Origin of the sequence: Faecalicatena contorta (genome assembly GCF_001404335.1) — a bacterium.
GTDB classification, from domain to species: Bacteria; Bacillota; Clostridia; order Lachnospirales; family Lachnospiraceae; genus Faecalicatena; species Faecalicatena contortus_B.
Genome location: NZ_CYZU01000033.1, coordinates 1 through 23,827, shown reverse-complemented (window position 1 = coordinate 23,827; position 23,827 = coordinate 1). Strand labels below are relative to the sequence as shown.

At 49.6% G+C, this 23,827-nt stretch carries 19 protein-coding genes and 1 pseudogene; 4 read left to right on the top strand and 16 right to left on the bottom strand.

Annotation, left to right across the window (positions count from 1 at the left end; translation table 11 throughout):
• Positions 1-100 precede the first annotated feature (100 nt).
• Positions 101-994 carry a DUF4474 domain-containing protein gene (locus tag ARB69_RS15940; protein WP_055154200.1) on the top strand — a complete coding sequence of 298 codons (894 nt, stop codon included), beginning with the start codon at positions 101-103 and terminating at the stop codon, positions 992-994.
• A complete protein-coding gene (locus ARB69_RS15935) occupies positions 991-1,863 on the top strand; it encodes a metallophosphoesterase (RefSeq protein ID WP_055154199.1) in 873 nt (290 codons plus the stop codon). Before ARB69_RS15940 ends, ARB69_RS15935 begins: the two co-directional genes overlap by 4 nt.
• A gap of 1 nt (position 1,864) precedes the next feature.
• Here ARB69_RS15935 and ARB69_RS15930 read toward each other — a convergent pair whose 3' ends face one another.
• Entirely contained in the window at positions 1,865-2,425 is a 561-nt protein-coding gene (locus tag ARB69_RS15930; protein WP_055154198.1) for a manganese efflux pump MntP family protein, read from the bottom strand.
• Between the two features lie 673 nt (positions 2,426-3,098).
• Here ARB69_RS15930 and ARB69_RS26750 point away from each other — a divergent pair.
• Entirely contained in the window at positions 3,099-3,248 is a 150-nt protein-coding gene (locus ARB69_RS26750; protein ID WP_156320712.1) for a hypothetical protein, read from the top strand.
• A gap of 208 nt (positions 3,249-3,456) precedes the next feature.
• Here the strand turns inward: ARB69_RS26750 and ARB69_RS15925 are convergent, their stop codons facing one another.
• Genes ARB69_RS15925 through pth form a run of 3 tightly spaced genes read right to left on the bottom strand, consistent with a single transcriptional unit; the run spans position 3,457 to position 8,501 of the window.
• Positions 3,457-4,509 carry a peptidylprolyl isomerase gene (locus ARB69_RS15925; RefSeq protein ID WP_050642658.1) on the bottom strand — a complete coding sequence of 351 codons (1,053 nt, stop codon included), beginning with the start codon at positions 4,507-4,509 and terminating at the stop codon, positions 3,457-3,459.
• Positions 4,510-4,557: 48 nt separating this feature from the next.
• Positions 4,558-7,917 carry a transcription-repair coupling factor gene (gene mfd, locus ARB69_RS15920; protein ID WP_055154196.1) on the bottom strand — a complete coding sequence of 1,120 codons (3,360 nt, stop codon included), beginning with the start codon at positions 7,915-7,917 and terminating at the stop codon, positions 4,558-4,560.
• A gap of 5 nt (positions 7,918-7,922) precedes the next feature.
• The gene (pth, locus tag ARB69_RS15915) at positions 7,923-8,501 is read right to left on the bottom strand and encodes an aminoacyl-tRNA hydrolase (RefSeq protein ID WP_055154248.1); all 579 of its coding nucleotides are present in this window, start codon (positions 8,499-8,501) and stop codon (positions 7,923-7,925) included.
• 173 nt (positions 8,502-8,674) lie between these two features.
• Between pth and ARB69_RS15910 the strand changes: the two genes are divergently transcribed.
• Entirely contained in the window at positions 8,675-9,109 is a 435-nt protein-coding gene (locus ARB69_RS15910; RefSeq protein ID WP_050642660.1) for a hypothetical protein, read from the top strand.
• Positions 9,110-9,148: 39 nt separating this feature from the next.
• Here ARB69_RS15910 and ARB69_RS15905 read toward each other — a convergent pair whose 3' ends face one another.
• The 12 genes and pseudogenes from ARB69_RS15905 to ARB69_RS15840 all read right to left on the bottom strand — a co-directional run.
• Positions 9,149-9,412: a glyoxalase gene (locus tag ARB69_RS15905; protein ID WP_050642661.1), complete on the bottom strand. Its 264-nt coding sequence runs from the start codon at positions 9,410-9,412 to the stop codon at positions 9,149-9,151.
• Between the two features lie 18 nt (positions 9,413-9,430).
• A complete protein-coding gene (locus ARB69_RS15900; protein WP_050642662.1) occupies positions 9,431-10,084 on the bottom strand; it encodes an HAD family hydrolase in 654 nt (217 codons plus the stop codon).
• A 131-nt stretch (positions 10,085-10,215) separates the two neighbouring features.
• A complete protein-coding gene (gene sigG, locus ARB69_RS15895) occupies positions 10,216-10,995 on the bottom strand; it encodes an RNA polymerase sporulation sigma factor SigG (RefSeq protein ID WP_025657846.1) in 780 nt (259 codons plus the stop codon).
• Between the two features lie 1,033 nt (positions 10,996-12,028).
• Positions 12,029-12,895 carry an N-carbamoylputrescine amidase gene (gene aguB, locus ARB69_RS15890; protein ID WP_055154194.1) on the bottom strand — a complete coding sequence of 289 codons (867 nt, stop codon included), beginning with the start codon at positions 12,893-12,895 and terminating at the stop codon, positions 12,029-12,031.
• Positions 12,892-14,001 carry an agmatine deiminase gene (gene aguA, locus ARB69_RS15885; protein WP_055154192.1) on the bottom strand — a complete coding sequence of 370 codons (1,110 nt, stop codon included), beginning with the start codon at positions 13,999-14,001 and terminating at the stop codon, positions 12,892-12,894. The genes aguB and aguA overlap by 4 nt, the downstream gene beginning before the upstream one ends.
• Positions 14,001-15,143 carry a carboxynorspermidine decarboxylase gene (nspC, locus tag ARB69_RS15880; protein ID WP_050642665.1) on the bottom strand — a complete coding sequence of 381 codons (1,143 nt, stop codon included), beginning with the start codon at positions 15,141-15,143 and terminating at the stop codon, positions 14,001-14,003. The genes aguA and nspC overlap by 1 nt, the downstream gene beginning before the upstream one ends.
• Positions 15,144-15,282: 139 nt before the next feature.
• Positions 15,283-16,542, bottom strand: a complete 1,260-nt coding sequence (locus tag ARB69_RS15875; RefSeq protein ID WP_050642666.1) for a saccharopine dehydrogenase family protein — start codon at positions 16,540-16,542, stop codon at positions 15,283-15,285.
• Entirely contained in the window at positions 16,543-17,397 is an 855-nt protein-coding gene (gene speE / locus ARB69_RS15870; RefSeq protein WP_055154246.1) for a polyamine aminopropyltransferase, read from the bottom strand.
• The gene (locus tag ARB69_RS15865) at positions 17,378-18,853 is read right to left on the bottom strand and encodes an aminotransferase class I/II-fold pyridoxal phosphate-dependent enzyme (protein ID WP_050642668.1); all 1,476 of its coding nucleotides are present in this window, start codon (positions 18,851-18,853) and stop codon (positions 17,378-17,380) included. Before ARB69_RS15865 ends, speE begins: the two co-directional genes overlap by 20 nt.
• 1,121 nt (positions 18,854-19,974) lie before the next feature.
• The gene (locus tag ARB69_RS15850; protein ID WP_055154244.1) at positions 19,975-21,585 is read right to left on the bottom strand and encodes an MBL fold metallo-hydrolase RNA specificity domain-containing protein; all 1,611 of its coding nucleotides are present in this window, start codon (positions 21,583-21,585) and stop codon (positions 19,975-19,977) included.
• Positions 21,586-21,922: 337 nt separating this feature from the next.
• Entirely contained in the window at positions 21,923-22,756 is an 834-nt protein-coding gene (locus ARB69_RS15845) for an arylamine N-acetyltransferase family protein (RefSeq protein ID WP_055154188.1), read from the bottom strand.
• Positions 22,757-22,841: 85 nt separating this feature from the next.
• Positions 22,842-23,827, bottom strand: a pseudogene (locus ARB69_RS15840) (sodium:proton antiporter); the annotation flags it as partial.

The window sequence follows — 23,827 nt, the reverse complement described above, 5'->3', positions numbered from 1 at the left end:
CCGTGTATTATATATGGGATTCCCCCAAATTTCAAGGTTTTACGGCCATTTTACAGAATTTTGCATATAATATAGGAAGAATCACTGTAGGATTTTGCGTATGTATCTTATCATCACTTCTATCATTGTAATACTGCTATTACTTTGCGCGTTTTTCTGCATCCGCAGAAAACGGAGCCTGACAAAGGTCCGGAAAATGTCCTGCACGAAAAAATGCAGCCTCCTGAATGAACTCGCGGAGCCTTTCGGCTTCACGTATCAGTTTGTACAGGATATTTTTACTACCAGTACGGACGCGTGGCAAAAAGAATCCGGCTGCGGGGAATTTTACGACCAGACAGCCCTGTCTGCAAACATGGTTTTTGACCGTGAGCCCGTCTACTTTAATTATCGGGGTAGGACCTGGCTGATCGAGTTCTGGAAGGGGCAGTATGGGATCAGTACCGGGGCCGAGGCCGGAATCTGCCATGCAGATACGATCATACCGCCTGCGCTGCGGCGCCAGACAATCTTTCCAGCCGCAGAACCGGAAGAAATGCTGCCTGTCCGGCTCAGGCTGATCGGACCAGAATGCCCGTTTTTCAATCTGTCCCAGACCCACTGGCGGCCGGGGGGATTTGTCATGGGTACCTGTACGCAGCCGGAGGACCTGCTTCTGGAGGCGGTACTGACTTTTCCGGAAGAATCTATGTGCCGCTCTTTTACCCGCGCCCTCATTGGGCTGGGCTATAAAGACAGTGAAATCCTGGTCTACGGCACTACCGTACAATTTTACCTCACTGACCCCAAAGTGCCGGGCGTTCCATGGGATACCTGGGTACAGAGCTATGTAATGTGGAAATCTAGGCTGGCCTGCCGACTGTACCTCTGGATAACCAGGCCGTTTTACAGCACCGCTGACAGGCTTCTTTTCCTCTATTATCTGTCTCCTTTTCTGTTTCGGAAGACACTTCGCATCCGCAGAATTGGAAAAAGAACCGGGAGGCACTCATGAGCTGGTATCAGAGGATTTCGCGTGCTTTTTCAGAAGCACCGGAAGTCCCCTTATACAGCACCTCACGTTTTGTGCTTATCAGTGACTGCCATCGCGGCACCGGTGATCACAACGACAATTTTCTAAAGAATCAGAACCTCTATTTTGCGGCCCTAAATTACTATTATGAGAGGGGATTTTCATATATTGAACTGGGTGACGGAGATGAATTGTGGGAAAACAGGTCATTTTCCAGAATCATAGACATTCACAGTAATGTATTCTGGCTGCTCCGGGAATTTAAAAACAAAGGACGGCTGTATATGCTTTACGGAAACCACGACCAGAGCAAACGCCACTGCGGCTACTGCCGAAAACACTGTTCCACATACCACGCCAGCGGACAGGCGGACGAAGTCCCTCTCTTTCCTGATATGTGCTATCTTCAGGGGGTGATATTAAAAGATATGGAACATGGGAGAGATCTGTATCTGACCCACGGACACCAGGCTGATTTTCTAAACAGTACAGGCAGCCCGGCCGCAAGATTTCTCGTGCGGTACCTCTGGAAGCCGCTGGAGGCGCTTGGGGTATCCGATCCAACCAGTGCCGCCAGAAATTATTCCAGGAAGAAAAAAGTAGAAAAGCGTCTCTCCGACTGGGCACTCAGGGAACAGAAAGTACTCATAGCAGGCCATACCCACCGCCCTATGACCGGATCGGATGCCTCTCCCTACTTCAATACCGGCAGCTGTGTACACCCCCGTTGCATTACCTGCATTGAAATCCAAAACCGTCGCCTGACGCTGGTAAAATGGACGCTGCGCACCAGAGAAGACCGCACCCTGTATGTTGCGCGCGAAACGCTGGGGGAAAACTGGGATTTCTGATTTAAAGAACCCCCAGGTGCTCCAGCAGAATTTTCAGTCCCAGCAAGATCAGAATCACGCCCCCCGCCAGCTCCGCTTTAGCCTTATACTTTGTTCCAAAAACATTTCCGATCTTCACGCCGGCTGCAGATAAGAGAAAGGTTGTCACTCCGATAAAGAAAACCGCTGATATAATATCTACATGAAGAAAAGCGAAAGTAATACCAATAGCCAGGGCATCTATGCTGGTTGCAACAGCAAGGACGAACATCGTTTTGACATCCAGCGCATCGCTGGCCGCCTCGCAGCCCGGGGACAACGCCTCCCTGATCATATTAAATCCAATGATGCCCAGCAGAATAAAAGCAATCCAATGATCAATAGCCGTAATCTTATCTTTAAACTGCACCCCCAGAAAGTACCCCACCAGCGGCATCAGCGCCTGAAAACCACCGAACCACAGCCCCACAACGGAAGCCTTTTTCACGGTAATCTTCGGCATCGCCAGCCCCTTACAGACAGACACCGCAAAAGCATCCATTGATAAACCTACCGCCAATAAAAACAATTCAATAATTCCCATCTGTCATCTTCCTCCTTTGTGAACCTTCCCACGTGCTAGTACATCGAAAAATAAGTAACTGACTCTTAAGCCGATATAAATTTTCGAGAGTGCTGCTTCACAAACGCAGGCGTAGCGGGCTACGCTGAGGCTTGTGGAGTAGTGCTATCGGAAATTTAAATTGGTTTAAGTGGCAGTTAATTATTATTCGATGTACTAGTACAGCATTGCACGAATAATTCAGCAATAAGCACCTGCTCTCTACGCCATAGCTGTACCTGCTTTCGCTAGACGTAGGAACCACTACGCCGTCGCGAAAGCAGGCACAACTCTGGCGCAGATATCAGGCGTTTATTACTGAAAGATTAATGCACTGCTGTACTAGCCTGCGCTGCAACATAAAAAGAGACACATGTACAGCAAAAAACTGTACATGAGTCTCATTATTTAAGATAAGCCAGACCTCCTCGGCCAGTATGTTGACTTACCACGTATGCACTACGCTAATTACTCCCTCACGAACTCCTAATATTTTACCATCCCATCAGGAAAACTTCAAGTATAAAATATTTTTTTGATGGGGGACGCTTGGCATGGAACAGGACGGCTAACAGACAAAAGCATATCTCTCCCTGGAGTGCGATCCGCTGCGCATAGCCAGTTCAAATCCGCTGCTCCCGTCCAGAGGCCCCAAATGAATGTATATTATCCTCCCGATTGGATGAACCAGCTTCATGACAGGGCTGCCGGGAAGGGACTGGGGCTGTATATGCCGTTTCGGTATGCTGGAGTGCGCTTACTGCTTCTTAAAAAAACGACGCCGGATATACGGGAAAAAACTTGATCTCCAAATCAAGTTTTTGGAGAACCCAGCGCGGGGAATCATCAGATTCCCCGTGATGTGTTCTCCGTGCCCGTATATCCGGCATCGTTTTTTTTAGAAGCAGTTAGCAGCACGGGTGCATACCGAAACGGCATATACAGCCCCAGTCCCTTCCCGGCAGCCCTGTCATGAAGCGTCCCCCTCCGCCAACGAAACTAAAACTCGTTAACTATTCGTCCGCCCCCTCTTCCTCATTCTGTACGATAGTCACACCCTGTTTTTCAAATTTTACTTTTTTCCATACTTTTTCATGTTCTGTTATCTTTGTATCTTTTCTCCACTGTTCCAGGAGGGAATCGTACTGTTCCTGCTTTCTTTCCTCCACAATGGATTCCTTTTTTGCATCTGTGGCCTCTCTGTCCAGGTTGCTGGTCAGCTTTGCTACATAGATTCCGTTGTCAGATTCTACGATGCCGGTTACATCGCCTTCCTCCAGCGCATCTGCTGCCTTTACCAGGTCAGCCGTGGGCGATGTGGATTCGGAATCAAAGGTTGCTGTCTGTACTTCCAGATCTGCTTCTGAAGCCGCTGCCTCCAGATCCTTACCGTCACTGTTTTTCAGATCTTCTGCAAACTTCTCTGCTGTCTCTTTCAGGGCCGACTTTTCATCGTCCGTCATGGCCTCTGAATTGCCTTCCCCATCTGTCTTATTATAGGAGAACAGCACATACTGCATACTCTTCTGCGCCGCTTCTTCGTCGGAAACCTCTTCGTCCACGCCTTCTTTCATCGGAGCATTCATCTTTGCCTGAATGGTAGCCAACTCCAGAAATGTCTTGACGTACTTCTCGTAACCAGACACCACCTCTTTATCCTCCAGCGTGTTGTCTTCCACAAAGGATTCTGCTGCCTTCTTAATCGCCTTTTTATCATCATCGGTCAGTTCCACTTGATAATCGGCCGCGTGCTGCTTCAGAAGATACATGTCCTCGATTGCTTTCAAGGTACTTTCCTTTGTCGTATCCTCATAGGTCTTGCCCTCTTCTACTTCCTGTGTCCACATGGCCTCGCCGGTGGTTCCCATCATCCCGGCATAATATGTCTCATACTGTGCCTGCTGCATCCTTGCATAAAAGTTAGCAACCCCCAGCACAATCTTGTCTTCTCCTACTTCGGCAACTACGGCATCATTATTCATAGAGCGGCTGCACCCTGCCAGGGAAGAAACCGCGATAAGGCCCGCAGCAGCCATGATCATCACTCTTTTTTTGAACTGTCCCATAACATCCTCCTACGTACATTTTAACTTCATTATTATAGCTTGTTTTTCTTATTCTAACAAGCCTTTTATGTCATTTAACACCTTTTTCACCAATTCCAGCACGTTCTCATCCTTCTCCCTTCCGCTGCGTCCTTTCTTCTGGTACAGGAAGTACGGAGGAGTATCTGCTTTGAACACCAGGCTCCCATGATAGGCCTGTAAAAGACCCGGGATTTTCTGCGGCTGTACCTTCGCTTTTTCATACATGGTAAACTGATAAGCATCCCCTTTCTGCTCGACCGCGGTCACATAGGCGGAATGGGCAAGCGCTTTCAGACCAGCAATATTCAAAAGCTGCTGCACCTTCCTCGGAATATCCCCAAAACGGTCAATCAGCTCTTCTATCATATCATCCATCTCTTCCTCGTTCTCGATGCTGGCAATCCGTTTATATATATCCAGCTTCTGAAATTCGTTCGGGATATAGGATTCCGGAATATAAGCGTCAATATTGAGGTCCATCGTTGTGGTGTAGACATCCTCCTCCAGTTCGCCTTTAAGCTGCTTCACCGCTTCATTGAGCATCTTGCAGTACAAGTCGTACCCCACGGCTTCCATATGGCCGTGCTGCTCTTCCCCGAGAAGGTTGCCTGCTCCGCGGATCTCCAGATCCCGCATCGCGATCTTAAACCCGGATCCCAGATCCGTAAATTCCCGGATGGCCGCAAGACGTTTTTCCGCCATTTCTTTGAGCATCTTATCTCTTCTGTACAGTAAAAATGCATAGGCCATCCGGCTGGAACGGCCCACACGCCCCCGGAGCTGATACAGCTGTGACAGCCCGAGGCGGTCTGCATCGTGGATTATCATGGTGTTCACGTTGGAGATGTCCAGCCCGGTCTCGATGATCGTTGTGGACACCAGAACATCAATATCCCCGTTAATAAAATCATACATAATGTTTTCCAGCTGGCGTTCATTCATCTGTCCATGCGCGAAGGAAACGGCTGCATCCGGCACCAGCTTTTGTATTCTCCCCGCTACATCCGCGATATCACTCACCCTGTTGTAGACGTAGTATACCTGCCCGTCCCTGGACAGTTCCCTCTCTATGGCCTCCCGGACCATCTCATCGTTGTATTCCATGACATAGGTCTGGATCGGCATTCTGTCCATAGGGGCCTCCTCCAGGACGCTCATATCCCGGATCCCGATCAGACTCATATGGAGTGTCCTCGGGATCGGCGTTGCTGTCAGCGTCAGCACATCCACATTCTCCCGGAGCTTTTTGATCTTCTCTTTATGGGTAACGCCAAAACGCTGCTCCTCATCGATCACGAGCAGCCCCAGGTCTTTAAACTGTACGTCCTTGGAGAGCACTCTGTGGGTGCCGATCACAATATCCACCAGCCCTTTTTTTAAATCCTCCACTGTCTTCTTTTGCTGAGCCGATGTGCGGAACCGGCACAGGAGGTCTACCCTGACCGGAAAATCCCGCATCCGCTGCACAAAGGTATTATAGTGCTGCTGGGCCAGAATCGTGGTCGGTACCAGATAGACTACCTGTTTCCCTTCCTGTACCGCCTTAAATGCCGCCCGGATCGCAATCTCTGTTTTTCCGTAACCCACATCCCCGCAGATCAGCCGGTCCATGATCTTTTTGCTTTCCATGTCCCGCTTTGTGTCCGCAATCGCCTGCAGCTGGTCATCGGTCTCCTCAAAAGGAAACATCTCCTCGAATTCCTTCTGCCACACGGTATCCGGTTCATATACGAATCCCTGGGACTCCTGCCTTGCCGCATAAAGCTCCACCAGATCCTTTGCCACTGCCCTGACAGCTCTGCGCACCTGGCTCTTTGTCTTTGTCCACTGGCTGGTGCCCAGCTTGTTCAGTTTCGGCTTTTTCGCATCCGCACCGGCGTACTTCTGGATCAGATCCAGCTGGGTAGCCAGAATATACAGCGCCCCTCCGCCAGCATAGGAAATCTTCATATAATCTTTGGTTACTTTATCAACTTCAATCTTCTCAATCCCTTGGTAGATCCCAAGGCCGTGATTTTCATGAACGACATAGTCGCCTACCTTGAGTTCGGAAAAATTCTGGATCTTCTGGCCTTCATAGGTCCTGCGCCGTTTTTTGCGCTTCTGCTTCCCGAAAATATCCGTCTCGGATATCACCATAAACTTCAGCATCGGGTACTCGTACCCCTCCGCAACATGTCCGTAGGCGGCCATGATCTCCCCGGGCTGCACTTCCCGGTGCAGATCCTCGCTGTAAAAACTGCTCAGGTCATAATCCCGCAGATCCTCGGCAAGCCGTCTTGCCCGGGTCCGGGAACCGGAAAGCAGTATCACCCGGTAACCGCTTCTTTTCAGGCGCTTCAGGTCCCTTGTAAGCATCTCGAAGCTGTTATTGTAGGGATTGACCCCTTTCGTCTGCAGACTGTAGGTATCCCGCACATGAAAACCGCCGCATTTAGATTCCAGCGTTGTAAGACCGATGCCGTAATACTGGTTCATCTTATCTACAATCACCTTCGTTGAAAAAATTTCCGGTTCCTCTTCCTCCTGCATCCCGGCTTCTTCCCTGTTTTTCCGGCTGTTCAGATACTCTTCCGCGGTTTCATCCGCATGTTCTGCCAGACGCAGAGGCTCATCCAAAAACAACAGGCTCTTTTCCTTTGGGAAATAATCCAGAAAAGAAACGCTTTTTCCTCGCTCTCCAAGAAATTCCGCTGCGGGATAAATGTCCACATTATCCAGGTTCTCGATCGACCGCTGGCTTTCCACATCAAATGTCCGGATGGAATCCACCTCGTCCCCCCACAGTTCAATGCGGACCGGAAGCTCCTCCGTCAAAGGGAACACATCCAGTATACCGCCCCTGACCGCATACTGCCCGGGGCCTTCGATCTCAACCTCCCGTTCATACCCCATTGCGGAAAGCTTTTCCTGCAGCTTTATAAAATCCAGTGTCCCCGTCCCCTCCACATGGATCCTGCGCTTTGCAATTTCCCGCAGAGAAGGCATACCATCCAAAAAAGCGTCCATCGTTGTGATAACCGTGATTCCGCCCTCATCCATGCTCTCCATTTCCTCCGCCTCGAGTATGGCGCGTACCACCTCCATCCGCTGCTTGATCAGGTACTTTCCCTTAATGTCCGCATGGTAAAACAGAAGGTCCTTCGCCGGATACAGATACACATTCTCATCCAGGAACCGGTATTCCTCATAAGCCTTCTTTGCCTTTTCATCACTAGAAAAAGCGATGATTTTATAATAACAACCATCGCTCAATGCATACATCAAATGTGTTTTCTGGGAATTGACGCAGCCTGTAATCTGCAGAACTCCGCTGTTTTTCTTTCGTCTGCCGAATATCTCCTTGTACTCCGCCAGCTCGGCAAGCGGCGCTAAAAAAGCCTGCATATTATCTACTCTTCCTTCTTTTTCCGGTTATACTCATTCATTGCAGCCTGAATCTCACCGGATATTATCATCTCTACGGCATGGACCGCATTCCCATAACCTTCCTCCATCAACTCGTGCTCCGCTTTGGTAAAATGTCCGAGTACATAGTCCGCCAGATCATATTTGGGCGGTTTCTCACCAACTCCTATTTTAATCCTGGGAAATACCTCACTTCCAAGATGAGCAATGATATTCTTGATTCCATTGTGGCCGCCGGCACTGCCCTTTGCACGGATACGGAGCTTCCCGACCCCCAGGCTGACATCATCGTATATTACGATCAATTCCTGCTCTTCATCAATCTTATAATATTCCACAAGGCTGATAATACTCTCTCCGCTCAGGTTCATATATGTCTGCGGCTTTGCCAGAATCACCTTCTGCCCGCCTATCACACCCTTGCCAATGAAGGCTCTGTGTTTTTTCGTGTCCACTGCTATATTATATTTCGAAGCAATGGTATCTATCACTTCGAATCCCACATTATGCCTCGTACCTTCATATTGTCTGTCCGGATTTCCCAGACCTGCTATGATATACATCCTTTTCACCTCTTCATTCTTATCCATTTTACAGGATGCCATTCTATTTGTCACGCAAAAGACGCGAATATTTTTTCCCTTCACGTCATACACTTATAAAAAGCGCAATGGACAGTTTTCCTTACCTGCCCATTACAGGGAAGTAAAATTGACTAACACGGGAGGTCTCTTCAATGGGTTCCAAAACAAAAATTATTGTTCTGCATATGAAAGAAATCATCTATACGGCAGTCTTCGCGGCACTTGGCATTCTTCTGATCATACTGCTGATTGTCATGTTCCGTCCCGGCGGAAAAGATAAGAGTGCAGATGCGAAAAAGCAGTATACTCCGGGAGTCTATACCTCGACGCTGACGTTAAACAATACAAATCTGGAAGTGGAAGTATCCGTGGATGAGTCCCACATCAATTCCATCCGATTTTCCAATCTGGATGAGGCAATGACCACCATGTTTCCTCTGATTCAGCCGGCAATCGAAGATATAGCAGATCAGGTCTACGACAAGCAGTCCCTGGAGGATATCTCACTGTCAGACGACACCCCCTACACATCTCAGGTTATACTGGACGCCATAAAAGAGGCCACAGAAAAAGCCGCAGTGAAATGATGCTGCGGCTTTTGTGCTTCATTGCTTTAAGTATTCGGATTAACCTTCCACAATTAGATATTGTCCGTTCGGAAGTGCAAAGACCTCGGACGCCTCTTCCAATTCCTCGTCCGACATTCCATCCACGTCAATCCCGCTTTCCTCAAAATATTCCCTCACCTCATCAAGGGAATCCACGACTGCGGCCATGCATTCCTCCAGGAAAGCCTCCGCTGCCTCGATGGTCTCTGCCACCGGCTCATCAAATAGCTGAGACTGCTTCTTTAAAAATGTAAGCAGACACTCGTCATCATATTCATACATGACTCTTTTCCCTCCCTTTTAAGTAATCAAATTCAGAATCTCCTCCGGAGAATCTACAACATGCACGGCTCCCGCCTCTGCAAGCGCATCTCTTCCCCGAAAGCCCCAGGACACTCCTATCGTCTTCATCCCGGCTGCCCTGCCGGTTGCAATGTCCACTTCCGAATCCCCTACATACAGTGACTCTTCCGGCTCAGCCCCAAACCTCCCGGCGATCTGCAGGGCGGCATAAGGATCCGGCTTTCTGGGTATGCCTTCTTTCTGGCCCTGAATCCATTGAAACGTATCCTTGCCGAATATCTCTTCCACCACATGCACGGTCTGCCTGTCAGGTTTGTTTGACAGCACTGCCAGACAGATACCGCGTGCCCTCATGCCCTCCAGGAGCTTTAAGATACCGTCATATGGTATTACATGATATGTGCAGTTAGCGTCAAATATACGGCCGTATATCTCCATTGCCTCGTCCAGCCTTTCCGGACCAGCCTTGGCGCTTTCCCACAGCGCTTTCTCCATCAATACCCTTGCTCCATTTCCTACAAACATGCGGCACTGTTCACTGGTGATCGGGGAAAGCCCCATCTCCTTCAATGTCTCATTCACAGAAAAAGTCAGAGAATCCAACGTATCCGTTAAAGTTCCGTCTAAATCAAAAATGCATATCTTATACATGGTTCCTCTCCATACCTTCCTTTAGTCTACGTTTATAATAGTATGAAGTCATGGAAATTTCAACCATAAAATACAGGGATTCTATATATTTTTGTTTCAGTGCAGGGCCATGGTATGCACGGCAGCTTATTTTAGCCCAGCAGATACTGTTTCATGACCTTGAGCGCATTTTTCTCCAGCCGGCTCACCTGAGCCTGGGATATTTTAATCTCCTCCGCGACTTCCATCTGCGTTTTTCCCTCGAAAAATCTTAAAGTAATAATATAACGTTCCCTTTCATTCAGGCGTTCCATAGCGGCCTCAAGGGACAGCTCCTCCACCCAGTTTTCTTCTTTGTTTTTCTTGTCACTGACCTGATCCATCACATAGAGCGTATCGCCTCCGTCGCTGTATACCGGTTCGTGCAGGCTCATCGGCATCTGAATCGCATCCAGTGCAAAGACGATATCCTCTTTTGAGATTCCGATCTCCTCGGCGATCTCCTGCACGGTAGGTTCTTTCAGATGTTTCTTCATGTAGCCTTCCTTTGCGTAAATCGCTTTATAGGCCGTATCACGCAGGGAGCGGCTCACCCGGATGGAATTATTATCCCGCAGATATCTCCTGATTTCTCCGATAATCATGGGCACCGCATAAGTAGAGAACTTCACCAGTCTGTCCGGGTCAAAATGATCCACCGCCTTCATCAGCCCCACGCAGCCAATCTGAAACAGGTCATCCGCATTCTCATTGCTGTTGGAAAACCGCTTGATCACACTCAAAACGAGGCGGAGATTGCCCTTAATATATTCCTCACGGGCCTCCTCATCTCCTGCCTTGATTCTCACAAACAAAGCTTCTTTTTCTTCTTCCTTTAAGAGCGGAAGCTTCGCCGTATTAACCCCACACAATTCAACTTTATTCAGTGCCATAATAAAAATCCTCCTAGATGAAAATTTGAATCTAGTAAAATCATTCTCAATCTAGAGGCGGGTTATTCGAAGATGCGCAAATTAAAAAAAGTTTTAGACCTTGACAAATGAACGGGGAATTGATGAAAGGGGGGGCGCGAAATAAAGGGAGAGACGCAAGCCTCCCAAGTGCACATATGCCGTTTCGATATGCGGACGCGGACCTAAGAAATTCTAGGAAGCCGGCAGCTAAAAAAGCAGGGCACCGGCGGCACATCACGAGAAATCTGATGATTTCTCGCGCTGGGCCGCCTAATTTTGTGATTCGGTGATCACAAAATTTCCCTACTTTTTCAGCTGCCGGCTTCCAAGAATTTCTAAGGTCCGCTTTAGCACCTCGAAACGGCATATGTGCACTTGGGAGGCTTGCGTCTCTCCCTTCATTTCGCTGGGTGCATCCAATTGGTAGTTATGCTTGTCAACTCGGGTGGCTCGGAACCGGGGCGGCGTATTGATTCGTTTGGCGGAACAAAAAAATCTCCATTTATTATTAATTGGAAAGGTATAACTTTCGGAAGTATGAAAAGTTACGCTGTAAGCACATCACATCGCCCTTTGCAAAAGATAATTTTTTTCTATGTACCGGGGATACGTCGCTACACCAAACGAATTCATACACTGCCCCCGTTTGGAGCCCACCTGACGAACGGCTCTTGCCTGCCGATTGGATGAACCCAGCACCGTAAAGGGATAGCCGGGAAGCGCCGGAAGAGTATATGCCCGGCGGAAGTGCTGGAGTACATCTTAGAAATTCTTAGCAGAAAAAGGCAGAAAATTGGAGAGAAAACGTGCTTCCGAAGCACGTTTTCTGCTGACCCAGCGCGAGAAATCATCCGATTTCTCGTGATGTGTCAGCTGTGCTCCAATTTTCTGCCTTTTTCTGCTTAGAATTTCTTAATGTACGGGGTGCACTTCCGCCGGGCATATACTCTTCCGGCGCTTCCCGGCTATCCCTTTACGGTGCGGCCCCATCCGCCGCCAAGTCGACATCTCGTCAACTCCAATAACACTCTGGCCGCCGATCCCTGAAAAGCCCCCATTCCAGCCTTTCTCTTCTGATCTTCTCGAAATCAAACCGGGCGCACAGCACGTTTTCCGTATCTCTGCCCGCCTGACACAGAACGACTCCTGTTTCATCGGTTATAAAACTGCTGCCATAGAACTCCAGGCTGGAACTCTGGCCCGCATTTTCCGGACATGGCTCTACTTTTTCCAATCCGAACCTGTTGGCAGCCGCCACCGGCACGATATTGACCGCCGCGTGGCCCTGCATGGCTCTTCTCCAATGTCCCGAGCTGTCACAGTCCAGAATCGGTTCACTGCCTATGGCAGTTGGGTACAGGATCACATCGGCTCCTTTCAGAGCCAGGCATCTGGCCGTCTCCGGGAACCACTGATCCCAGCAGATCCCGACCCCAATCCGGCCATATCTTGTATCCCATACGGTAAATCCGGTGTCTCCCGGTGTAAAGTAAAATTTTTCCTGATAAAAATGATCGTCCGGGATATGTGTCTTCCGGTACACTCCCAGCAGGCTGCCGTCTGCATCCACCACAGCTGCAGAGTTATACAAGGTGTTCTGCGCCCGCTCGTAAAAACTTACCACAATCACAAGCCCCAGCTCACCTGCCAGGCTTTGCATGGCACGCACCGCAGGATTGTCCTCTGTCGGAAGGGCATAGTTATAGTATTCATATCGCCGTTCCTGGCAGAAATACTGCCGCTCGAACAGTTCCGGAAGCAGAATCACCTGACCGCCCTGCTCTGCCGCCTGCCTGACCAGCCGTTCTGCTGTTCTCATATTCTGTTGTACATCTGCAGTACATTGCATCTGAATCACTGCAACCGTAACCTCACTCATTGTCCTCCTCCTTCTGGAATCTGCTGGGTAATACAGTGGATATTGCCGCCTCCCAGCAGAATCGCCCTGCTGTCTATCCCTGTCACCCTGCGTCCGGGGCACAGGGGCCGCAGTATCTCCAGCGCACGCCTGTCACTTTCCTTATTCTCACCACCGAACTGAGGCACCAGCACGGCATCGTTGGTAAAATAAAAATTCACATAGCTGGCGGCCAGACGTTCCCCGGCTTCCCGCATATCTTCTCCGGCTTCAAATACAAACTGCTCCACTTCTTCCCGTGTCACCCTCACGGGTACATCGGGTATGGGCAGCCTGTGCACGGTCAGCCGGCGGCCTTTTGCATCCGTCTGTTTTTCCAGATAATCCAGGCAGGCCCTGGAAAGCTCATACTGGGGATCCTCCCGGTCATCTGTCCAGGCAAGCACAACCTCTCCTGGTGCAGTAAATGCACAGACGTTGTCCACATGTTCATTCGTCTCATCCATATAGATTCCCCTGGGCAGCCACAGTATCTTTTCGGCTCCCAGATATTCTTTTAATTTTTCCTCGATCTGCAGCTTTGACAGCTGCGGATTCCTGCCGGGGCTAAGCAGGCAGCTCTTTGTTGTCAATATGGTGCCTTCCCCATCAGAATGGATAGAACCGCCCTCCAGCACAAAATCTCCCGCATCGTAGCAAAAATAGCCCAGTTTGTCCAGAATCGCACCTGCAGCCGCATCGTCTTTATCCCAGGAAGCATACAAGCCGTCTGTGCTGCCGCCCCAGGCATTAAAACGCCAGCTGATGCCCCTGACATCCCTTCCATTGGTGACAAAGGTGGGGGCCACGTCCCTGGCCCAGGCATCATCGCTCTCCACTGTCAGAATTTCAGCAAACCCTCCTGCCGCGCGTACCGCCTCTTCCTCATGTTCCCGGTCTGCCAGTAAATATACTTTTTCACTCCGGGACGCCTCTCGTATAATCTCTAAAAATGCCTTCTTCGCCCTCTCTGGATTCTTTCCCCAGCTTCCCGGCCGCACCGGCCAGATTAAAATAACAGCCTCGTGAGGGGCAAATTCCGCAGGCATAAAATAGCCGTCTTCCCGCGGCGTTGTCAACTTATTCATCAGGATAAACGCTCCTTAAAATCTTGATAGCCAAACCGTTTAATAACCTCGCACATCCCGTCTTTTCTGAGAAGCGCAATGTCCGGCAGCGGCATACCGTTAAAGGTATTATTTTTCACCATCGTATAGATCGCCATATCTTCAAACACCAGGCGTTCCCCGATTCCGGGCATTTCATCAAAGCTGTAATCTCCGATTACATCCCCCGCCAGACAGGTTCTGCAGCCAAGCGTGCACGTTACTGCCTTTTCCCCCGGTTTACCGCTATCCCTCAGCGGCGGGCGGTAAGGCATCTCCAACACATCCGGCATATGGCAGGCTGCGGATGCATCGAGTATCAAAACCGGAGTTTCATTCTCCACAATATCCATCACTTCCGTGATCAGATATCCGGCATTCAGTGCAACCGCCTCCCCAGGCTCCAGATAAATCTGTACATGGTAGGTATCCCGTATCCGACAGAGCAGGTCCTTCAATGCTGCAATATCATATCCCGGCCTTGTGATGTGGTGCCCGCCTCCGAGATTGAGCCATCGAATCTGGTGAAGGTATTCCCCGAACTTTTCCTCTACCGCCTCGAACGTCTCCACAAGCGGGGCCGCATCCTGCTCACAGAGGGTGTGGACATGCAGGCCTTCCACCCCTGCCGGAAGCCGCTTGGGAAACTGTTCCCGCCGGATTCCAAGCCTCGATCCCGGCGCACAGGGATCATAAATGGCAGGCCCCTCCTGTGTAGAATGCTCCGGGTTAATCCGAAGCCCTGCACTGATCCCCTTCGTTTCCCACAATGTCCGGTGGCGCTCAAGCTGTGCAATCGAATTGAAGCTGATATGGCTGCAAATCTCGCAGAGCTTCTGCATCTCTTCTGCAGTATACGCCGGAGAAAATACGTGATTCTCTCCGCCCATCTCCTCCGCAGCCAGCCTCGCCTCATACAGTCCGCTTGCGGTAGCGCCCGCAAGATAACGCCGGATCATCGGATACACCCGATACATGGAAAATGCTTTCTGGGCCAGAAGGATTCTGCATCCGGTCTCCTCCTGCACGTTTTCAAGTATCTCCAGATTATGCTCCAGTTTTGCTTCATCTACAAGATAAACCGGTGTCCTTAGTTCTTCTGTTCTTAATAAGTTTTCTTTCAATACTCTTTCCTCGTGTTTTCATTAAGCTTTTATAAAAGAAATTGCCACCGCCATTTCGTAACAGTTCAGACAGGCCTGAACTGTTACGAAATTTCATGATTCTGCGGCCTGCCGCACCTCCTGCCGGATATGTGTTTCCCTACTCCACGGTTTCAGGATTTTCATTCACCACCCAGGGAAGGCCGTACTGGTTCAGCATATCCATAAACGGATCCGGATCCAGTTCTTCCAGGTTCACAGCGCCTCTTTTATTCCAGATACCCGAAGCAACCAATGCAGTCCCGATCATCGCCGGTACCCCTGTGGTATAACTGATAGCCTGGCTTTCCACCTCCCGGTAGCATTCCTCGTGGTCGCACACGTTATAGATATAGATGGTTTTCTCCTGTCCGTCCTTCACGCCTGTATAGATACAGCCAATATTCGTCTTTCCCTTTGTGCGCGGCCCGAGTGTGGCAGGATCCGGAAGCAGCGCTTTCAGAAACTGAATGGGAACAATCTCCTTTCCCTCAAAAACAATCGGGCTGGTGGAGAGCATCCCTACATTTTCCAGGCATTTCATATGGGTGAGATAGCTCTCTCCAAAGGTCATGAAGAAACGGATACGCTTCACTCCCGGAACATGCACGGCCAGAGATTCTATCTCCTCATGGTGCAGAAGGTACATCTCTTTTTGGCCCACCTGTGGAAAATCGTAGGTGCGCTTTATTTCCATCGGTTCAGTCTCTACCCAGTGGCCGTCCTCCCAGTAGCTCCCGTTTGCAGACACCTCTCTCAGATTGATCTCCGGGTTGAAGTTGGTTGCAAACGGATAGCCGTGGTCCCCGCCGTTGCAGTCCAGTATATCAATCGTATGGATCTCATCAAAATAATGTTTCATTGCATAGGCGGTAAATACACTTGTCACCCCAGGGTCAAATCCGGATCCAAGCAGCGCGGTGAGATTCTTTTCCCGAAATTTCTCATTGTACTCCCACTGCCAGCTGTAATCAAAATACGCAGTAAATCCTTTCTCCCTGCAGCGTTTTTCATAGACTGCACGCCACGCGGGATCATCCGTATCCTCCGGCTCGTAGTTAGCGGAATCGATGTAATGGACGCCGCACTCCAGACAGGCTTCCATGATGGAGAGATCCTGATATGGCAGCGCCAGATTCAAAACCACATCCGGCTGATAGCTGCGGATCAATGCCGCAACCTCCGATGCATGGTCTGCGTCCACCTGCGCGGTTGTAATTTTTACGGATGTTTTCCCTTCCAGCTTTTCTTTGAGTGCATCACACTTCTCTTTCGTCCTGCTTGCAATACACAGTTCCTTAAACACCTTCTCATTCTGACAGCATTTCCTAATGGCAACCGAAGCAACGCCTCCACAGCCGATCACTAATATTCTGCTCATTCAAGCTTCCTCCTCTTCTAATAAATCCTCCACATATTTGGGGAGCATAAAAGCCCCTGTATGTAGGTTTGTCGTGTAGTAACTCGTCTGAATTCCCCGTTCTCTCCACCTCTTTGCATCCAGGTTTCTGAGTGGATGGTACTTTTTCGATGCAAAGCCGAACAGCCAGTACCCTGCAGGGCAGGTGGGGATATGGGCCTGATAGACCCGGTTTACGGGAAAACTGCGGTATGCTTTTCTGTGCATGATCCGGCAGCTTTCCTCGTCCTCAGCATAGAATGGACTTCCATGCTGGTACACCATGATCCCGTCCTCATGGAGCGCCTGGAAACAGCTTCCATAAAATTCCTTGGTGAACAGCCCCGCCGCATGCCCCAGAGGATCCGTACAGTCATTAATGATCAGGTCATAGGCGTCCTGCCTGGAGCGCAGAAACTTCAGTCCGTCCTCATAATACATGGACACCCGGTCGTCATCCAGCCCGTTTGCATCCTCCGGAAAATGTTCCCGGCACGCATAGACAAACAGCTGGTCCGCCTCGACCACATCGATATGCTCTATCTCATCATAATACGACAACTCTCTCGGCACTCCGCCGTCCCCGCCGCCCAGCACCAGTACATTTTTGACATGAGGGTGCACCGCCATGGGCACATGGACAATCATTTCATCGTAAATAAATTCATCCTTCTCCGTAAATATCACGTTTCCGTTCGAAGTCAGTACTTTTCCGAATTCAGGCGTCTCGAAAATATCCAGCCGCTGAAATTCGCTCTGCGCGCTAAACAGCTGCCTCTCTGCACGAATCGAGATCTTTACATTATTGGTATGCATCTCACTTACCCAAAAATCCATCGCCAACCTCCTTTAGCACATTCAGCCTCGAAAGATCCAGGCTCTCCGGCCCCTGCATAGAACATCCCTTATCCTGCGCAAACCGGATATAGTGGATCAGTTTTTCCGTAATCTGTTCGCCCGGAGCCAGAATTGGAATTCCCGGGGGATAACACATCACAAATTCCCCGCAGACCCTTCCCGCGGTCTCCTCAATCGGCAGGCTCTCCTTCTCCGCATAAAATGCCTGCTGCGGCGTTGTTACCACAACCGGGGCGATATATTCCGCCAGAAAAACATTCTTCTTTGGCTCCCGGTACAGCCTCTTAATATCCGCCAGCGCCCCCACAAGACGCTCGATGTCCTGCAGCCGGTCCCCGATAGATATGTAGGCCAGTATATTACTGATATCCCCGAATTCAATCTGTATGTCATACTCATCACGCAGCAGGTCATAAACCTCAATCCCAGCCAGCCCGATGTCCCGCGTATAGACAGCCAGCTTGGTCACATCGAAATCAAAGATGCTGCCGCCATTCTTTAGTTCGGAGCCATAGGCATAATACCCTCCGATCCCATTGATCTCTTCCCTGGCGTATTCCGCCATCTGGGCCACCTTCTGGAAAGTCTCCTCGCCTCTTAACGCCAGGTTCCTCCTCGAGATGTCCAGGCTTGCCATTAACAGATAGGAAGCGCTGGTCGTCTGCGTAAGGTTCACGATCTGGGACACATAGCGCTCGTTCATGCCCGGTCCCAGAAGCAGCAGGGAACTCTGAGTCAGGCTCCCTCCGGACTTATGCATGCTGACCGCGGCCATATCCGCCCCCGCCTCCATACCAGAACAGGGCAGGCCCTGACCAAAATAAAGATGCGTCCCGTGAGCCTCATCTGCCAGCACCAGCATTCCCTTGCTGTGCGCCAGCTCCACAATGCTCCTGATATCAGAACAGATTCCATAATAAGTCGGATTATTAACGAAGACCGCGGAGGCATCTGGATGCTCTTCAATCGCACTGCGTACGTCCTCCAGCTCCATTCCCAGCGGAATCCCCAGCATTTGGTCTACTTTCGGGTCAATATATACCGGAACGGCCCCGCAAAGCACCAGCGCATTGATCACGCTTTTATGTACATTTCTGGGCAGTATAATCTTATCCCCCGCTTTGCACGCGGAGAGAACCATGCTCTGCACAGAGGAGGTCGTTCCGCCCACCATCAGAAAAGCATGTGCCGCGCCAAACGCATCCGCCGCCAGTTCCTCCGCCTCCTTGATTACAGAAACCGGATGACAGAGATTATCCAGCGGTTTCATGGAATTCACATCGATTCCGACGCATTTTTCCCCCAGCAATTCCACCAGCTCCGGATTCCCTCTGCCTCTTTTATGGCCCGGCACGTCAAAAGGTACGACCCGCTGCTTGCGGAAACGCTCCAGAGCGCTGTAAATCGGTGCCTGTAATTGTCGCTTTTTATCCATTCTTCTTTCTCCTGTGTATCTGTGATTTCGTTAAGTTTTGCAGATATATAACACAAAACAGAAAACATTCGCAATAAGAAATTCCAAAATAATTACCTATATAAAAAAGGCAGTGTGCAAAAGCAACACTACCTGTCATATACATTATGGGTAATAAAGTCCGCCTTTCCTCCGGAAAGATAGAATATCCGCACAGCGTATACAATCAATTTGTCCTCTTATCAGAGTCTATACAGCAAATATACTTTTACTACTCCTCTATTGAACATTTCACAAGTGGTATGCATTTGCAGGTTATAAAGTAACCAACTTATAAAACTGAGCTTTTAACTCGATCAATAAATGTGGCGCTATCGCCACCCGCGGCAGCGGCCAGCCCTGTCCGATGAGCTTTTCACAGAAAAAACTGTCAGGCCTATATTTGCATGATAGAACGATTGTATCTATGCATGTCACGATAATTTTAGCATATCACAACCAAAAGTCAATAGTTTTTGGAGAATGAGTTTGTGAAAGAATGGATGAGGGGACGCCTGTCCGGGATGGTGGATTTGGCGGCAGAGGGAATGCATGCAGGGGGATTCCCTCTGCCGCCAAATCCACCATCCCGGACAGGCTGTGTTCATCCAGTCAGAAGTATAACTCATGCCCCGGTAGGGCAACCAGATGGGAGCAGCGGATTGAGTTGAATCTGCGTTTTCTTATGCTGCATCAGACCTTTAATAAAAGAGAAGACATAATCCCCTTTCACCCTAATAGCCGTCAAAACGTTTACCATTCGCCCCCCCGCCTGGAGGCACCTAGCTGCAGGAAATCACAAAGTGCAAAGCGTTTCGGGAACCGGACACAGGGGTGTCTGGAAACATGGGTATGGCTGTTAGCTGGAGTAAAGTAAAAAGTAAGGAAAACCAGGGTGATTCTTGTGATCACAAATCACAAGAATCCCTGGCCCCAGCGCGTGAAGCCATCAGGGCTTCACGTGATGTGGCCAGGTTGCCCTGGTTTTCCTTACTTTTTGCTCTACTCCAGCTTACTGCCATACCCGTTTCCAGACACCCCTGTGTCCGGTTCCCGGGACGCTTTGCACTTTGGGATTCGCTGCAGCGACCTCCCCCCCGCCCTTACTCCCAGCTATCCCACTTGTCTGCGAGGTTGTTGATTTGGTTTTCGAATTTGGCCTTGTCTTTGTTTGCGATGCCTTGATTTCTGTAAATAACATCCAGAAGCCTCTTGCCTGCCGCAAGCAGTCTTTCGAATGCTGCGTCCGCCTTCTTCTGGGTTGGTTTCTTCGCCTTGACTGGGATTTTGACGCCCTCGTCCAGAATTTCGTTGGTTAACAGGTCGACTGCACAGCTCGGGAATGGCGCCCAGGTTGGATGCCCCAGCTTCTCCTGTATCGTTTCTGCAAATTCTTCTGTTACTTTGTCTGAACCATGTACGACAAAAACTCTCTCCAGAGGTGTTTTGAATCCTCCCAGCCAGTCCAGAAGGCCATTCATATCAGCATGGCCGCTGACCCCGTGAAGACTTTCTATCCGGGCACGTACTTCGATAGGCTCACCAAATATCTTGACATTCTTGTCTCCATCCAGCAGCCTTCTTCCCAGCGTGCCATTTGCCTGATATCCTACAAATAAAATCGTGCACTCCGGCCTCCACAGATTGTGCTTAAGATGATGTCTGATGCGGCCGGCATCGCACATGCCGGAAGCAGATATGATCACTTTTGGCTTTTCGATAAAATTGATCATTTTTGAATCTTCGCTGGTGGTCGAGGTCTTCAGCCCAGGGAATACCAAAGGATTGATTCCTTCATTTACCAGCTTGATTGCATCCTCATCAAAGCATTCCCGCATGTTTTTTGTAAAGACTTTTGTCGCCTCAATGGCCAGCGGACTGTCCAGATAAACCTCAAAATCCGGGTATTCTTTCAGCAGATTCTGTTCTTTAATCTCACGGATAAAATACAACATCTCCTGTGTTCTGCCGACTGCAAAGGAGGGAATGACCACATTGCCGCCGCGCTCAAAAGTCTCCCGCAGCACCTTTGTAAAGTCCTTCAGATAATCGATCTTTTCTGCAGAATGGACGCGGTTCCCATAGGTGGACTCAATCACCACATAGTCGGCTGACTCGGTATAACTTGGGTCTTTAATAATCGGCTGATTTGTATTGCCCACATCTCCGGAAAATACAATCTTCTTTGTAGTACCGTCTTCCGCAACCCATACTTCGATGCTCGCAGATCCCAGCAGATGCCCCACGTCTGTAAAACGTACTTCAATGCCATCACAGATCCGGATACGTTCCTGATATTGGCAGGGTACAATCAGTTCTATCGCATCCAGCGCATCCTGAAGCATATAGATGGGTTCATACACCGGCTGCCCTGCACGCCTGCCCTTTCTGTTGCGCCATTCCGCCTCAAATTCCTGAATATGCGCACTGTCACGAAGCATAATGTTACACAGATCGGCCGTTGCATAAGTTGTGATAATCTGGCCTTTAAACCCATTTTTCGTAAGTAAAGGCAGCATTCCCGAATGATCAATATGCGCATGGGTTAAAAACACATAGTCGATATCCGTCTCCGGAATCGGAAGCCCCGGATTCTCATACAGATCCGGGCCCTGTTCCATGCCACAGTCAATCAGAATGTTCTTACCTGCCGCCTGCAGCAGATGACAGCTTCCCGTCACTTCATGGGCTGCTCCAATAAATGTCAGTTTCATAAGCTTCACCAACCCTTTTCTTTTCATTGTATCATCTTTTGCCCAAAACTAGTACCTCATATAATAAATAATAATTAACAGCCACTTAAGCCGACCTAAATTTCCGATAGCACTGCTGATAGCACTGCTCCCCAAGCCTCGCGTAGTCCGCTTTGCCTGCGTTTGTGGAGCAGCACTCTCGAAAATTTATCTCAGCTTAAGTGGCAGTTACATATTTTATGATGTACTAGTAGTCCGTACTTATGGAAAGTGGATGGGGTAGAAAGCGGTACTTAACAGTTCAGGCAAGCCTGAACTGTTACAGCGGTACACCTTTTGGAGCTGGTTTCGTTGTCAGTTATATTTCTATATTAAACTTTTCCTTTATCAATGGTTCTATTTCTTCCAATTGCTCACTGATTTTTTCTATAACAACGCCTTTTGTTGTTACCTCTTTATACATATCGTCTCTTATCGACCGATACCCACCGTCGATTCTTAGGTTAAAGACTCTGTGGGCACAGAATAAAGACTCTTCTTTAGTCGATTTATAGTAGTTTAAGAAGTTGAAGTCTGTGTCAAAGCATGCGATGTCGGATATGACCACTTCAATTCTTTCGGTCTGAGGTGCTTTCCCCGGTTCGACTTCTTGTTTGATGCGGGTTTTGCGATGGATTGCTAACCAGCCTCTCATGCAGGGAACGACACGGAATGACTCATCTCCTAAGGTCTGCCATTCTTCGGTTTCGATGTTTAGCGCGCCTGACGGCATTGGCCCGCCAAGACCGACGTCACAAAAGTATTCTATACCGTCCAGCTTTACCAGGGTTCCCCTGTGGTCAACCGGCCATCTCAGGTCATTTTTTCCCAGTAAAACCCTTGTAAAACATGGCCTTGCATCATATCCAAGGCTGACCACCAGACGGTAAAATAAGCCGTTTAACTCCAGGCAGTAACCGCCTCTTGTTCCCTGGATAATTTTCTGGAACAAATAGTCGCCATCCAGGCATACTTCCTTATGAAAGTCGTAGCTGTCTAGATTTTCAAATGCGATCGTGCACTGATGGCGATAGATCAGCTCGTCTAATACTTCTCTGGTAGGTTCCTTCACCGGAGGCATTCCTATACGGTCCAGATATTGATTGATTTGTTCGGGAGAAAATTTTTTGATTATATCTCTTACTTCTTCCATATTCTGATACCAATCCTTTCTCTTCTATTTCTCTTTTATTATAAATGGTCGTTCCCCATTTATTTTCTTCCTCAGCTATCCTGCCCTACAGCAGCAGATACACCAGGATCAGGATCATCCCGATCCCCGCCAGCTGCAGCCCATAAGAAAGGCTGTAGCGGATCATATCCCGGCTCTCCTTCCTCTCCAGCGCCCGGATTCCCAGCTTCCTCCGATATGACACATTCTCCTCCTGCCTCTTTAAGTACGCCGCGCCTTGATCCAGCAGCTTCCCGATGGCCGTGTCCACTTTCGGCAGCGAACCCGTACGGTAGGGGATCTTCCGGTCCCTATACAGCGTCTTCCTAAGCGCCACCACCAGGCCGTCTACCAGTGAATCCCCGATCCGGCACACAAAGATCCCGATAAACGGCAGCACCCGCTGGATCAGCGGACGGTACACCAGGTTCTCCAGATCCAGCCATTTCGGCCACGCATCCACATAGGTGCTGGCGCCCCCTTCCTTCTTGCGCAGGAACACCCTCCGGATCACCAGCAGATACACCAGGGCCCCGATGGCGATTGAGATCAGCCCCCCTTTTAAGCACTCCATGCTGAAGAAGTGGGGGATATGTGCCTCCCCTTCCATCCGCATAAAGCCCTGGGCCGCCCCTGCCAGCGCTTCCATCGTTTTCACCGGCGTCATCCCCAGGATCGGCAAGACCACCGCGCTTACGCCAATCGCAAACATGCTCTGCTTATTGATATAATGTTTCCCCATGCCGTCAAATTCCGCCTGCCTTGCCGGGTCTGCATTCTTCTCCCAGAACACCGACACATACAGCTTCAGCATATACGCCACCGTCAGCCCCCCGCTGATCAGGAACATCCATTCCACAAACACGAACACCGGGGCCTTGGAATACTCGATGATGCTCTCATGGAGCAGAGTCTTGCTGATATACCCGTTCCAGAACGGGATGCCCCCGATCCCTAAGGCCCCCATCAGAAAGGCCAGGTTTAAGAACGGTTTCTTACGCCCGAATCCACGGATCTCATTCAGGTTCAGCTGGTGCGTGTTCATAAACACTA